9 protein-coding genes are annotated in these 14,611 nt (G+C 62.7%); all 9 read left to right on the forward strand.

The annotated features are described in order from the left end of the window. Positions 1 to 74: 74 nt before the first annotated feature. The 9 genes from BLV27_RS07535 to BLV27_RS07575 all read left to right on the forward strand — a co-directional run bounded on the left by BLV27_RS07535 (position 75) and on the right by BLV27_RS07575 (position 14,593). Positions 75 to 1,847 carry an autotransporter assembly complex protein TamA gene (locus BLV27_RS07535; RefSeq protein ID WP_211605493.1) on the forward strand — a complete coding sequence of 591 codons (1,773 nt, stop codon included), beginning with the start codon at positions 75 to 77 and terminating at the stop codon, positions 1,845 to 1,847. Further along, a complete protein-coding gene (locus BLV27_RS07540; RefSeq protein WP_092644515.1) occupies positions 1,847 to 6,412 on the forward strand; it encodes a translocation/assembly module TamB domain-containing protein in 4,566 nt (1,521 codons plus the stop codon). The genes BLV27_RS07535 and BLV27_RS07540 overlap by 1 nt, the downstream gene beginning before the upstream one ends. A gap of 1 nt (position 6,413) precedes the next feature. Beyond that, a complete protein-coding gene (locus BLV27_RS07545; protein WP_244504581.1) occupies positions 6,414 to 7,031 on the forward strand; it encodes a paraquat-inducible protein A in 618 nt (205 codons plus the stop codon). Further along, on the forward strand, positions 7,001 to 7,660 hold the full coding sequence (locus BLV27_RS07550) for a paraquat-inducible protein A (RefSeq protein WP_092644519.1): 660 nt from the start codon (positions 7,001 to 7,003) through the stop codon (positions 7,658 to 7,660). Before BLV27_RS07545 ends, BLV27_RS07550 begins: the two co-directional genes overlap by 31 nt. Further along, entirely contained in the window at positions 7,650 to 10,397 is a 2,748-nt protein-coding gene (locus tag BLV27_RS07555; RefSeq protein ID WP_092644521.1) for a PqiB family protein, read from the forward strand. The genes BLV27_RS07550 and BLV27_RS07555 overlap by 11 nt, the downstream gene beginning before the upstream one ends. Positions 10,398 to 10,399: 2 nt before the next feature. Beyond that, positions 10,400 to 10,951, forward strand: a complete 552-nt coding sequence (locus BLV27_RS07560) for a PqiC family protein (RefSeq protein WP_092644523.1) — start codon at positions 10,400 to 10,402, stop codon at positions 10,949 to 10,951. Between the two features lie 101 nt (positions 10,952 to 11,052). After that, positions 11,053 to 11,826, forward strand: coding sequence for a histidine phosphatase family protein (locus BLV27_RS07565; RefSeq protein ID WP_170831386.1), 774 nt, complete (start codon positions 11,053 to 11,055; stop codon positions 11,824 to 11,826). 574 nt (positions 11,827 to 12,400) lie between these two features. After that, complete coding sequence (locus BLV27_RS07570) at positions 12,401 to 13,495, forward strand: ABC transporter ATP-binding protein (protein WP_092644527.1); 1,095 nt, start codon at positions 12,401 to 12,403, stop codon at positions 13,493 to 13,495. Between the two features lie 54 nt (positions 13,496 to 13,549). Beyond that, entirely contained in the window at positions 13,550 to 14,593 is a 1,044-nt protein-coding gene (locus tag BLV27_RS07575) for an ABC transporter substrate-binding protein (RefSeq protein ID WP_092644529.1), read from the forward strand. Positions 14,594 to 14,611 lie beyond the last annotated feature (18 nt).

Here is a 14,611-nt window from a genome sequence, read left to right on the forward strand (position 1 = left end):
TTAACGCAATGGGGACAGCCCTTCGATCGGCCCCGCCGGGCCAGCCTGCCATCGAATTGGACGTAAACGTGAGAATGATTACCGCCGCAGGGCTTGCCCTGTCCATTCTAGTCGGCCCGGTCTGGGCCGCCGAACTGAACATGATCCTGCCGCGCGATGATGGCTTGCGCGACAACCTGCGTGCAGCATCCCTGACCAAAACCGCCGTCGACGAAGGCGAAACCGAGCGCAGGAACCTCGTGGCCGCGACACAGGCCGATTACCAACGATTGTTGGCCGTACTTTTCGAGGCGGGCTATTTCAGCCCCGTCATCACCATCCAAGTCGACGGGGTGGAAGCGGCCTCACTGCCCGCCGTCAGCGCCGCAGCGCCAGTCAACCAGATCGTCATCACGGTCGAATCCGGACCGCAATTCCTTTTCCGCCGGGCCGAGATCTCACCCGTGGCCCCCGGAACCGAAATACCCGAGGCATTTCGCAGCGGGGCCATCGCAGGCACAGCGCCGATCAGGCAGGCGGCAACCGCCGGTGTCGAGGGCTGGCGCGCGGTGGGCCACGCCAAGGCCGATATCGCAAGCCAGCAAATCACGGCAGATCATCCCGCGCAGCGGCTCGACGCACGCCTAACCGTCGAACCGGGCCCACGCCTTCAGTATGGTCCGACTTTCGTGGACGGCTCCGAGGACGTCCGCGCCAATCACATCCAGCGCATCGCCAACCTGCGCCAAGGGGAGGTTTTTGACCCCGAAGAGGTCCGCGCCTCTGCCCGCAGGCTGCAACGTACCGGGGCATTCAGCAGCGTCTCCATCACCGAAAGCGAGCAGATCGGCCCGGCGAACACGTTGCCGATGACGGTCCAGGTGGTCGAACGATTGCCACGCCGGATCGGCTTCGGGGCCGAAGTTTCGACCGACGATGGCCTCTCCACCAGTGCGTTCTGGTTGCACCGAAACTTGACCGGTTATGCCGACAGCCTTCGGATCGAGGGAGAAGTCAGCGGCGTCGGCGGCAGCTCGGGCGGGGCGGATTACGGCATCAGCTTTGCCTACAACCGGCCCTCCACGTTCAACCCGGAGACCGACCTTTTCGTGAACGGCGGCATCGAAAGTCTGGATGAGCCGAATTTTAAGACTGACCGCGTGTATGTAGAGGGCGGCGCGCGTCGCATCGTCTCCGAACGGTTTCAGTACTCTTACGGCGTAGGCTACGAGTATTCGAAGGACACCGACGCTTTCGGCGAGCGTACCTTTTCGACCCTCTCGGTTCCGTTGAAGGCGACGTACGACCGACGCAACGATGCGCTTAACCCATCGGACGGGTACTATATCGAAGCTGGCATGCGCCCCTTCGTCGGCTTTCAGGATGCTGGCTCCGGCGTGGCCTTCGACGCCGACCTGCGCGGCTATCGGGCTTTCGGAAACGATGATCGCACGGTGCTCGCCGCGCGCCTGCAACTCGGCAGCATCGTCGGCCCCGACATCGACGAAGTGCCCTCTCATACCCTGTTCTTTTCCGGCGGCGGCGGCAGCGTCAGGGGTCAGGAGTTCCAATCCCTCGGCGTGGCCCTGCCTTCGGGCGAACTGGTGGGCGGGCGTTCCTTCGTGGGCCTATCGACGGAAATCCGGCAGCAGATCACCCAGAGCATAGGAGTCGTCGGCTTCGTCGATTTTGGTCTGGTCAGCCCGGACAGCACCTTTTCGGGCGGAGATACCCATTCCGGCGCAGGCCTCGGCGTTCGGTACAATACCGGCATCGGCCCCATCCGCTTCGACATCGGCGTGCCGCTATCGGGTCCGGGCGACCCGTCTGGCGTGGAAATCTACATCGGCATCGGGCAGGCATTCTGATGAATCACACCGTTATTCCCCTCGCCTTTTCGGTCGCCGTTGCCACGCTTGCCGCGCCGGTCTTCGCGCAGGACGAAGAGGACCGGGACCGCGGCTTCATCGTCGGCCTGATCGAAGACAACCTGGCGGCACCCGGCCTCTCGGTCCGTCTTGAAGGTTTCGAGGGCGCGCTGTCCTCCACCGCCTCCATCGAGAGCCTGACCGTGGCCGATGACCAGGGCGTCTGGCTGAGGCTGGAAGACGTCGTTCTCGACTGGAACCGCTCTGCTTTGCTGCGCGGGCGGTTGGAAGTTCAGGAACTCTCGGCCGCGCTGATCGCCGTGGAGCGCGCGCCTCTGCCACCGGAAGGCGTCGCGGCCCTGCCGGACGCCGGGGCTTCAGGCGGTTTCTCCCTTCCGACCCTGCCCGTCGACGTAAACATAGAATCCCTTCGTGCGGAACGGATCGAACTGGGCGCGCCCCTTCTGGGTCAACAGATCGCGCTCAGCCTCGAAGCATCCGCGCAATTGGCCGACGGATCCGGCCAGGCCGTGATCGAAGCGCAGCGCATTGACGATACGACCGGAACCTTCTCCATCGCCGCATCCTACACGGCGGAGGGACAAGTCCTCTCCGTGGATGTGGACGTGAATGAAGCGGAAGGCGGGCTTGCCGCAACACTGATGCAGCTGCCCGGCGCACCCGCGATCCAGCTGGCGGTCAAGGGCGATGGGCCGCTTGATGCCTTTGCCGCGAACATCGCGCTCGCGTCCGACGGAGCGGAGCGTCTTGCAGGACAGGTCGCACTGACCGGCGTGGAGGGCGGACGCCAATTCGCCGTCGAGCTGGGCGGCGACATGACCTCCCTGTTCGCGCCGCGCTACCAAGAGTTCTTCGGCGACGGTGTCGCGCTGATTGCGCGCGGCACGCAAAGCGTCGAAGGCACGCTGGAGCTGGATACGCTGGACCTGCGCACCCGGGCGTTGACGCTGAGCGGGGCTGCGCGTCTGGGACCGAACGGTTGGCCCGAGTATCTCGACATCCAAGGTCAGGTCGCTGCCACCGATGGCTCGACCGTCCTGCTGCCCACGGCCGACAACAGCCAATTGCGGCGCGCGGAACTTACTTTGCGCCACGATGCGAGCGTTTCCGACACTTGGGCGCTGGACCTGTCACTGCTGGATTATCGCGCGCAGACACTCACCCTCGGGGACGCCACGGTGCGGGCGAGCGGCTTGCTGAGCCGGAACGGTGACGGCGTGGTAGAAACGGCCACCGCCGCGATAACCGCCGCACTGAACGAACTGGATTTCGTCGATCCTGCCCTAGCGCAGGCCGTCGGGCCACGCGTGTCACTCGAAACGGATATCGCCTGGACTTCGGGCCAGCCCGTACGCCTGTCCGACCTTGTTCTGCGCGGTCCCGGCTATGCGCTGACCGGGAACGTGGACATCGATGGCACCGACCCTGAAGCCCCGCTTGCCCTGCGGATGGATCTGGCCGCCGCCTTCGAGGACCTGGCCCGGCTGGCCGCGATTTCCGGGCAGAACCTGTCGGGCGCAGCGAATGCGGGCCTGACCGGCACGATTGCCCCAATTGCGGGGACGTTCGATCTGGACCTTGAAACGGTGACGCAGGATCTGGGCCTTGGAATCGCACAGGCCGACGCAGTGCTCAACGGCGAGACGATCCTGTCCCTCGCCGCCCGCCGCACGGTCGACGGCACCTTTGTCGACGCGCTGCGCCTGTTCAACGACCACCTGACGCTTGCCGGATCCGTCCGGCTTCTGGCGGAAGACTCCGCGCCCTATTTGCAGGGAGAACGCTCCAACGCCGATCTGACAGCCAAGTTGAACGATGGCACCTTGATCGACCCTCGGCTGGACGGTGCAATCGATCTGGCCGTCAATGCGCTGCAAGACGAAACCGGCATGTGGCAAGGTGCGATAGACGCAATCGCACCCGAGGGCGTGACTCTGTCGGCCAGCGGGACCCTGACGGGCGAGATGCCCGACGTCCAATTCGCCGCGACCGTACCGCGCATCGAACCCTTCGCTCCCGGCATCCCCGGTGGCGCGGCGGTCACCGGACGGGCCTCAGCGCGTAACGGCATCTGGTCCGTCGACGTCGATGCCAGCGGTCCTTATGATTTGACCTCGACTGTATCGGGCCCGGTCACCGGCGCAGCCCCCCGGATCGAATTCACGGCTAACTTGCCCGACTTGACAGCCCCCGTGCCCGCCTTGGCGGCGACCGAGGCCTTGAACGGTCCGCTGTCCCTGTCGGGCACGCTGGAGCGGATCGGCGATCAGTGGGAGATAGACGCCGCCGTTGACGCCCCGGCAGACATCACGCTGCGCACGCGAGGCCCAGTTACCGGTGAGAACGCACGCGTGGAGTTCGCCGGCACCGTGCCATCGGTCGCGGATCTGGTTCCTGGTATCGAGGGTCGTCTGGACCTTGATGGCGCGGTCGCCAAACAGGGTGACGACTGGGCCGCCAGCGTATCACTACGCGGCCCTTACGATGCGCGGGTGACTGCGCAGACCGTCTTGACGCAAGCCCCGCTGGCCGTGGCGTTCACCGCGGACATCGAAGACCTCAGCCCGCTGGCACCGTTGCCGGGCGGTGTATCCGTGACGGGTCGTGCGGTTCAAACGGACAGGGGTTTCACCATCGACATCGATGGGATCGGTCCCTACGCGGCGACCGTGGGCGCGACGATCGACCTGGTGGATGGGGCTCCGAACGTGGTGGCCCGCGGCCAGATCCCCGACAGCAGACAGTTGGCCCCGCAATTGCGCGGGCCGGTCAACTACGACGTGACCGCCCGGCAAGTGGACGGCCAGTTTCAGGTGACGGCCGACGTTGAGGGCGCGCAGGCCATCTCGGCCAGCGTGTCCGGACTTGCCACCGGACCGGAGGCCGATCTCGATTTCCAGGTGAACGTCGGCAACGTCGCCCCCTTCGCCCCCGGAATTTCGGGAGCTTTGCGCGCGACGGGGCGCATCTTTCAGCAGGGTGGCAACTGGGCCGTCGATGTCGATGCAGGTGGTCCGCTGGGGGCCACCTTGGTTGCCAACGGTGTCGTGACCGGGCCCGCTCCACAAGCCCGCTTCACCCTTGCGGTACCGGATATCGGGCCCCTTGTGCCGGACATCTCGGGCCCGCTGCGCGTCGAGGGCACGGCGGAGCAGCGCGGAGACGCATGGGGTATTGATATCGACGTGGACGGCCCGTCAGGGACCGCCGCGGCTGTCGTGGGCGACGTTGGAACCGACGGAACTCTGAACATTTCCGTCGACGGCTCCGCGCCGCTCGGGCTCGCAAACGGGGCGCTTGCGCCACAACGCCTGGCCGGTGTCGCGCAGTTTGACCTGGCCGTGAACGGCGCGTCCGGCCTCGACGCGGTTTCGGGTACAATCACCACAAGCGGGGCCGCGCTCACCATCCCTTCGATCCAGAACGGGCTGAAGGAGATCGACGCCACGATCCAGCTACGCGGCGGTGCCGCCCAAATCGCGCTGACGGCCACGCCCGAATCTGGTGGTCGCATATCGGTGGACGGGCCGGTCACGCTTTCGGGGGCCTTGGACGCGAACCTTGGCATCGACTTCGACATACGCCTGGAAGACCCGAAGCTTTACACTGCGGACCTCGACGGCGCGCTTCGGATCAGCGGACCGCTGACCGGGGGGGCGAACATCGGCGGCACGATCAACATCGACGGGGCAGAAATTGCCGTTCCGTCTTCGGGCCTTACGGCAATCGGGGACCTGCCCCCGATCGAGCACATCCGCAGCCCACGCCCCGTGCAGCGCACTTTGGAGCGTGCGGGCCAGACGCTGGACGGTCGCGACCCGGCGGCCAACGGAGGCGGTGGTGGGCCGGCTTACGGTCTGGACCTGACGATCAACGCGCCGGGCCGCGTTTTCGTGCGGGGGCGCGGCCTTGACGCGGAATTGGGCGGAACACTGCGGCTTACAGGTACTACGGCCAATCCAATCACCGCTGGCGGCTTTGAGCTGATCCGGGGACGTCTCGACATTCTGGAACAGCGTTTTGACCTCGACGAGGGGCTGATCAGTTTTCAGGGCGGCCTTATCCCCTTCATCCGGCTGGTGGCCGTGACCCAGACCGACACGATTGAGGCAGCCATAGTGGTCGAGGGGCCGGCAGATGCCATTGAGGTCACGTTTGAGTCCACGCCGGAAGTCCCACAGGAGGAAATCGTCGCCCAGATCTTCTTTGGGCGCGGGCTGGATCAACTCTCACCACTTCAGGCCCTGCAACTCGCCAATTCGGTTGCGGTGCTGGCGGGACGCAGCAGCGGGGGCCTGCTGGCGTCATTGCGCGGCAGTGCGGGACTGGACGATCTGGACGTCACCACCGACGCGGACGGGAACGTCGGCGTACGGGCGGGGAAATACATTTCCGACAACGTTTATACCGACGTCGAGGTAAATCAAGCCGGCGAGGCGACCATCAGCCTGAACCTGGACGTGACACCAAGCCTGACAGTACGCGGATCCACCGGGGCCACCGGCGGCTCCTCGGTGGGTCTGTTCTTTGAGAAGGACTACTGAGTTGGAAGCCTCCGAAGATCTGGTCTGCTGCCCAGTTTGTGACGCACTGCACGAGGTCGGCGAGGTGGAGGAGCACACCCGCCTGCGCTGCGTTCGCTGCCATACCGTGATCGCGGTGGGCCGGCCGGAGGCGATCCTGCGGATCGTGGTGCTCGCCTCCACGGCGATGGTGCTGATGACGATCGTCGTATTCTATCCGTTCCTGCAACTTCGAAACGGCGTCTTCACCAGCCGGGCTTCTGTCTTCGAGACGGTGATGAGCTTTTCCGAGGGGGTCATGGCCCCCCTTTCCGTCGCAGTCGCTCTCTTCGTGATCGTCTTGCCAATCACCCGGCTGGGGGCGATCATCTGGGCGCTTGGTCCGCTTTCCGTCAATAGGAGCCCGCTTCCGGGTGCCGCGTTTGCGTTGAGATGGGCGGAGATCCTGAAACCTTGGGCAATGGCCGAAATCTTCATGGTCGGCGTCGCCGTCGCCCTGATCAAACTTGCCGATCTGGCCACCCTGTCGATGGGGCCCGCGTTCTGGTCCTTTGCCTCCATCGTCTTCATAACCGCGCTTCAGGACACGCAGATGAGCAAACATTCGATATGGTCGGCACTGGACACCGCGAAAACCTGAACGCGCTTACGGCGCGGGAGGCGGGGCTTGTCGGCTGCCGCCACTGCACCCGCGTCTGGCCCGCGGATACCGAAGTCTGCGCGCGCTGTGGGGGGCGCCTAGAAAGCCGTGATAGGACATCGCTTCAACGGGTTTGGGCCTGGGGCCTCGTGGGATTGCTGTTCTACATTCCGGCAAATCTCTATCCGATGCTGCTGACAAGTACGGTCGGACGCGCCTCGGAAAGTACGATCGTCGGCGGCTCGATCGAGCTTGCACAACACGGGGCCTACGGCGTGGCGTTTATCGTTTTCTTTGCCTCCGTGATGATTCCGGTCGGGAAATTTGTCGCTATCGGATATCTCGCCATCGCGGTACGAAAGCCCCATGGGATCAAACCCAAGCGCCTGCTTCACCTTTTCGAAGTCGTCGAATGGATCGGTCGCTGGTCCATGATCGACGTATTCGTCGTTGCCATCCTAGTTGCCCTGGTTCAGTTCAATCTGCTGGCGACGATCAATCCCGGCATTGCTGCCGTCTGTTTCGCCCTTTCGGTCGTGTTCACGATGCTATCCGCGCTGAGCTTCGACAGCCGCCGTATATGGGACGAGATCGAAACACTCGCCGACGAAGGTATACATGACCGATAATTCCGATCCGACCGTCCCTGCCAAACCACTGTCAGAGCCCACCAAGGGCAAGAACCGCCGCGGCGTCATAAGCGCGGTATGGCTGGTGCCGATCCTGGCCGTCGTGATCGCGCTGGCGATTGGATATCAATCGTGGTCGCAACGCGGCGTTCTGATCTCGGTGGCCTTCCCCGACGCGTCGGGTGTTACCGCCGGACAGACGACCCTTCGCTACCGCGAGGTGACGGTCGGGGTCGTGGAGGACGTCGGTTTCACCGCCGACCTGACGCAGGTCAACGTCTACATCCGCGTCAACAAGGAGATCGCCCCCTATCTGGACGGCGATGCCAGCTTCTGGGTCGTGCAGCCCGAAGTAAGCGCACGTGGCGTGCAAGGACTGAACACGATCCTGTCGGGCACCTACATTCAGGGAACCTGGGACAACGAACTTGGTCCCGCGCAACTCAGCTTCGTGGGCGATGAGCGTGCGCCGATCGTACCGCCAGGGGTCGAGGGCACGGCAATCGTATTACGCGCCAAAGACAGCAGCCGATTGGGTCCGGGCGCGCCGATCCTTTATCGCGGAATCGAGGTCGGCGAAGTCGCAGCGCCGCGCCTCTCGCCGGATGGAACCGAAGTGCGTGTGGATGCCTTCATCCTTTCCCCGTACGACCGGCAGCTGTCGACGGCCACGCGGTTCTGGGACGCGTCCGGCATCTCGGCGACGCTGGGAGCGGGCGGCGTGGACCTGCGCATCGGCTCAATAGCGTCGATCTTGGAAGGCGGCGTGCATTTCGATACGTTGATTTCCGGCGGGAGGGCCATCAGCACGGGCCATCTCTATGACATTTTCGACGATGAGGATTCGGCGCGCGTCTCTACATTCGAGGTGGCCTCCGACCGCACGGTCCGTTTGTCAGCTCTCTTCCCGACAGCCGCCGCTGGCCTGAGCCAAGGCGCAAATGTGCGGTACCGGGGCATTACCGTCGGGACGGTAGCCGAAATCACCGGTTTCATTCGCCCTGACAGCCCCGAGCAAGGTGTCGAACTTCTGGCCGTCATGGCATTGCGTCCAAGCAAGATGGGACTTGAGGGGATCGACGACGATCTTGCGGCGATCGATTTCATTGATGACCTTGTTGCATCGGGGATGCGCGCCAAGTTGGTCTCGAACTCGCTGTTCGGCAGCGACCTGTCCATCGAACTGGTGAACGACCCGGAAGCGGGCAACACCGGGCGGCTGGAAATCGGCATAGCGGCAAACCCGCTCATCCCGACCATTCCGGCCGATATTCAGGGCCTGACGGCGAGTGCGGAATCCGTGCTGACCCGGATCAATGACTTGCCGATCGAAGAGCTTCTGGCCGCAGCTACCGACCTGTTGAACAACGTCAACCTGATCGCCGGCGACGAGGACACGCGCGCAATCCCGAGCGAGCTCCTCGCCCTTCTGGAGGATGGGCGCGGTCTTGTTCGCGACGGGCGTAACATCATCGCGTCCCCGCAGGTGGCCTCGGTGCTGCTGGATGTCGAAACGATCACGGGCGACCTGCGCGGCATCACCCAGAGCATCGCCGAACGCGAGATGGTCGCCACGCTGGATGCGGCGTTGGCGTCCGCGACCGCCGCCGCGAACAATATCGCAACCGGCACCGAGAACCTGGGCGAACTGACGGCTGCAGCGCAAACGACGTTGGAAGGCGTCGGAGCCTTGGTCAACGACCCCGCCACGACAGAAATTCCGGCCTTGGCCCGCGACACGCTGTCGGGCGCGTCGGAGTTGGTCAACGCGCCGGAACTGGACGCGATCCTGACAGATCTGGCGGCTGTGGCCGAAGATGTGCGGGCGCTTGTCGCCCCCTTCGAAGGGACGGCCATCGCTGACACGGTGGCAAGGGCGCTGACCTCGATTGAGGCGACGGCGGAAAACGTCGCCGCCGGCACCGCCGACCTCGACACCCTGCGGCGTCAGATCGACGGGGTCGTCGGTGCCGCCGAAGCCCTGCTGGCCTCTGCGGATACGCAGGCCTTGCCGGGGGCGGCGCGCGGGCTGTTGGAAGACGGTCGCGAACTGATCACGTCGCCCGAGGTGGAAGCAATCCTGTCGAACCTCAACGAGGTGACCAGCCAGGTCCGCACCATCACGGCCGAAATCACCCGTCAAGGAGCCGTCGCCAGTCTGACGCAGGCACTGGATGCGGCGGCCGACGCCGCCACCAGCATTGCCGAGGGGACCGAAAACCTGCCCGAGATCTCGGCCTCGACCGAGCGCGTTCTGGCGCAGGCCGAAACGCTGGGTGCGAACCTGAACGTGCTGTCCGCCAAGGCGAACGAGCTGGCGCTGGAGGAGTTGGTCAACGCCACGACCGACCTGATGACCACGGCGGATGCCTTCCTGTCCTCCGACGAGGCCGACGACGTGCCAGTCGTTCTGGCCGAAACTCTGGAAGAGTTGCGCCTGACGATAGAGACGGTGCGTACGGGCGGCACGTTGGACAACCTGAACGCAACGCTCCGCTCGGCATCAGGCGCGGCCGACAGTATTCGCGCCGCGGCGCAAGACCTGCCGGCGCTAGTGAACCGCCTTGAGACGCTGACCCGCGATGCAAGTGGCCTGCTCAGCACCTATGGCGAGGGCAGCCGCGTCAATACTGAACTCTATCAGGCGCTTCGCGCTGCCACGCGGGCCGCCGAAGACGTATCTTCGCTGTCGCGGACAATTGAACGCAATCCGAATTCCTTGCTGCTAGGACGCTGATCATGCTCTCGTTTTGTACTCGCCTCACACCTCTTGTCCTGATTCTGGGTGCCTGTTCCCAGACGGAGTATTTCTCACCTGTTCCGATGGAATCGGATCTTCGGGTGAACGTGCGCGCCCAGACCGTGCAGGTGAACGAGATTTCGATCCCAGAGTACGCAATCAATCAGGAAATTCCTGTGCAGCAGTTGGACGGAAGCCTGACGACGGACACCGATAAGCTCTGGGCTGACCTGCCGGACCGCTCGATGCAGGGGGCCCTCACCCGGCACCTGAACACGATCACCGACGCACGGGTCGCCGCCGAGCCTTGGCCTCTGTCCGGGTTTCCCGAAGTGGAATTGTCGATCTTTGTGGATGACATGATCGTGCAGGCCAACAGCTCGCTTCGTCTGACGGGAACCTATGCGATGAGATCCGAACAGGGCCGCGACCGCGTCGGAAGTTTCGCGATCATCGCGCCGGTCACTGACCTTGATAGCTATTCCTCCATCATTGCTGCCCACGAGATCGCCTGGCAGCAACTAGCCGAGGAACTGGCCCGCAGTCTCTAGATAAGGATCCGGCCCGCCGCCCGATAACACAATGCCGGAAGTGTGAAGGTGACTTTTCCAGTCCGGTTCCTATTTGCTCGTAGACTGAGTACGGAATGGTCATGCTGAAATTCGTTATCTTTTGCGCGACGGCTATCGCGTCGCCGCTCTGGGCCCAAGTGACCAGCGAGGATTTCGTCCGCGATGTTTACGGCCAGATTACCCGAGCGCTGGACCTCTCCGGCGAAATGACAGCCACGATGCCGGCAGACACCTCGGACGAACCTATTGCCGAGATCCTGCGCTTCGAGCCATGGCAGATGCTTGACGACCTGTTTCGCGATGACATCGTCCTGCTGATGCGTCACGGCCCGACCGACTGGTCCAAGCGTGACGCGACCGACGTGGCCCCGACCGATTGCGGCAACCAGCGTGTGATGACAGCCCTCGGACAGCGTCAGATGCAAGAATTGGGCACACTTTTGGTCGCAAACGACATGACGCCGGGACGGATCGTCGCGAGCGAATGGTGCCGCAACCAACAGACCCTTGCCGCCATGCTTACAGGGATGGACAGGGTCGACCCCTTCATGATGCGCGGCGTCCCTGTGGAGACATTCTCGGAGGCTAACTTGCTGTTGTCGTTGCAGGGCGCGCCAAATGTTACCGCACTGCGAGAGCTGATTTCAAGTTGGGATGGCGGCGACGGAATGGGTCCGATGCTGGTCATCACACATTACACCAACATCGAGGAATTGACGGAGTTCAGTGTTTACGAAGGTGAGATCCTGGTGATCGACCCGAGGCGCGACAATCGTGTTCTGGGCTATCTTCGCCTGAAGTCATCGGGCCCCGACGTAGGCCATTTCGACCCGGAAGTCGTGAAAGCCGATTGACGGAGCGTTGATCCACTAGGGCAGGATCGCTGGCCAGAGCGCTGTCGGACAGGGGGGAGCACCTGGCCCAAAGCCCGAAGCACACTTTCCCCGGTACCCAAGGGTTTCCCCGGTGCCCAACGGATAGGCATGTTTCAACGGATGAGTGCATCTGCCATGAGGCGGTTTGCCGAACCATGTCCCGATAACCTCAACACAATTTTGCGGACATCGGGATGGAAATCAAACCATCACTGCCACCAGCGCGGCACGATCCCCTACTTTGATCAGGCCCGGACTGTGCCGGGCATCCAGAACACCGTCGCAAAGAGCCCTACAAACATTGGGTTTCTGGCCAGTTCGGTCGCCGGTCCAAATGTAGGCGATTCGTTGGTCCGTCTTCACATCGTCGCCAAGATCAACAACATATTCGACCAGCTAGCAGTTTCGGCGAAAACGGAACAGCGGTCGTCTGGCATGTCCAGTTCAATACCGCCATCCAAGGTTCTCCGGTGTGATCATTCAAGCTGGTTGTTGTCAAAGCGCCTGACACCTGATTAGCCTCGACATGTCACTGAGGAGTGTTCGAGAAACAATGAACGATTTCGGATCAGAGACCTTCTTGCGTTTCGACAACGTCAAGAAAAGCTACGACCAGACGAACCTGGTCGTCAAAGGCTTCGACATGGACGTACGCAAGGGGGAGTTTATCACTCTGCTCGGGCCGTCCGGTTCGGGCAAAACCACGGTATTGATGATGCTTGCCGGATTCGAGAGCGTCACTTCAGGCGACATTGCCATCGCGGGAAAGTCTATCAATAGGACCGCCCCGAATAAGCGCAATATCGGCATGGTCTTTCAGAACTACGCTCTGTTTCCGCATATGACAGTCGCAGAAAACTTGGCTTATCCGCTAACGGTGCGGAAGATGCCCAAGGCACAAATCAAGGAGCGGGTCGCCGAGTACCTCGAACTGGTTGAACTGTCGGACTTTGGCAACCGCCGGCCGGGTCAGTTGTCAGGTGGACAGCGCCAGCGTGTGGCCCTCGCGCGCGCCATGATTTTCCAGCCAACGTTGATCCTGATGGACGAGCCCCTTGGTGCGCTGGACAAGAACTTGCGTGAACAGATGCAGTTCGAAATCACACGCTTGCATAAGCAGTTCGGGTTTACGGTCATCTACGTCACCCACGACCAGACCGAAGCCCTATCGATGTCAGACCGGATCGCCGTGTTCAACGATGGTGTGGTGCAGCAGTGCGCACCGCCCGCAGAACTCTATGAGCGGCCGGTGAATTCTTTCGTCGCGGATTTTATCGGCGAGAACAATTTCATCCCCGGCACGGTCACGTCGCTGGAAGGGTCCGCTGCAAAAGTGCAGACCGACGGCGGCACCATCGTCGCGCAAGTGGCGGATGGGTTGATGGAAGGACAAGCCTGTCGCGTTGCGATCCGGCCGGAAAAGCTCTTCATTCCGCCAACGACACATGCCTATGACAACGCCCTTACGGTACGGTTCACCACGCGAATCTACGTGGGCGATTTCATTCGCTACTATTTCGACCTCGCCGACGGGACGACCGTTGTTGTCAAGGTTCTGAACGACTTGTCTGCACCCGACTTTGAAGACGGCGCGGAGGCACAGCTGCTTTGGCTGGCATCCGATTGTGTCGCCTTCCCGGCCGGTTAGGCGAAAAGGGCAAACCGGGGTCCTGCAAAAACCCGGCCTGACAAGGAGAGACCGATGAAAAAGCATTTGACGTTAATTGCCACTCTGGCGCTGACTGCCAGTCCCCTTGCGGCACAAGATCTGACTGTAACATCGTTTGGCGGCGCTTACGGTGCCGCGCAAAAAGAGCACATGATCGACCCCTTCGTGGCCGCGTCCGGCACGAATATCCTGTTCGAAGACTACGGCGGCGGCATCGCCGAGATGAAGGCCCAAGTGGAGGCCGGCAACATCCAGTGGGACGTGGTCGACATCGAGGTCATCGACCTTGAGCGCGCCTGTGCCGAAGGATATCTGGAAGTCATCGACCAAAGCACATTGCCCGACGGCGACGATGGCACGCCCGCGGCGGAAGACTTCATTCCCGCCGCGCTGGCTAATGAATGCGGCGTCGGCAACATCGTCTGGTCCGTTGTATTTGCGACCAACAACGAAAACGGGCCTGGTCCGCAGACCATTGCCGAGTTCTTCGACACCGAAGCCTTCCCCGGCAAGCGTGGCCTGCGCAAGCGGCCACAGGTCAATATGGAATGGGCGTTGATCGCCGATGGTGTGGCACCCGAGGACGTCTATGAGACGCTGTCGACCGAAGAAGGTCAGGCGCAGGCCTTTGCCAAGCTGGCGACCATCAAAGACGACATCGTCTGGTTCGACAGCTGGTCGCAGGCCCCCGTCCTGCTGAACGACGGCGGCGCACAAATGGTGCAATCCGCCAACGGTCGCATCTTTTCTGCCATCCAGGACGAAGGCGCACCGTTCAGCATTATCTGGGACAGCCACGTCTATGACCTGGACGTCTGGGCGATCATGAAGGGGTCGCCGAACAAGGAAAAGGCGATGGAATTCATCCAGTTCTCGACGCAGACGGTTCCGCTTTCGGGGATGCAGGACGTAGCCTACGGCCCGACCCGCATTTCGGCTCAGGCGCTTCTGCCCGAAGCCGTGAAGCAGGACTTGCCAACGGCCCACCTCGACGTCGGCCTGAAAGCTGACGGCATCTTCTGGGCAGACTACGGTGAGACCCTTGGCGAGAAGTTCAACGAGTGGCTCCTTCAGTAAGGCATATTTCCCCGCGCC

Source organism: Jannaschia faecimaris, assembly GCF_900107415.1.
Classification (GTDB): domain Bacteria; phylum Pseudomonadota; class Alphaproteobacteria; order Rhodobacterales; family Rhodobacteraceae; genus Jannaschia; species Jannaschia faecimaris.

Bases quoted from the DNA above. Each gene is read 5' to 3' on its own strand.
- BLV27_RS07575 (WP_092644529.1), top strand. From the start codon at position 13,550: ATGAAAAAGCATTTGACGTTAATTGCCACTCTGGCGCTGACTGCCAGT.
- BLV27_RS07570 (WP_092644527.1), top strand. From the start codon at position 12,401: ATGAACGATTTCGGATCAGAGACCTTCTTGCGTTTCGACAACGTCAAG.
- BLV27_RS07535 (WP_211605493.1), top strand. From the start codon at position 75: ATGATTACCGCCGCAGGGCTTGCCCTGTCCATTCTAGTCGGCCCGGTC.
- BLV27_RS07555 (WP_092644521.1), top strand. From the start codon at position 7,650: ATGACCGATAATTCCGATCCGACCGTCCCTGCCAAACCACTGTCAGAG.
- BLV27_RS07565 (WP_170831386.1), top strand. From the start codon at position 11,053: ATGCTGAAATTCGTTATCTTTTGCGCGACGGCTATCGCGTCGCCGCTC.
- BLV27_RS07540 (WP_092644515.1), top strand. From the start codon at position 1,847: ATGAATCACACCGTTATTCCCCTCGCCTTTTCGGTCGCCGTTGCCACG.
- BLV27_RS07550 (WP_092644519.1), top strand. From the start codon at position 7,001: ATGGTCGGCACTGGACACCGCGAAAACCTGAACGCGCTTACGGCGCGG.
- BLV27_RS07560 (WP_092644523.1), top strand. From the start codon at position 10,400: ATGCTCTCGTTTTGTACTCGCCTCACACCTCTTGTCCTGATTCTGGGT.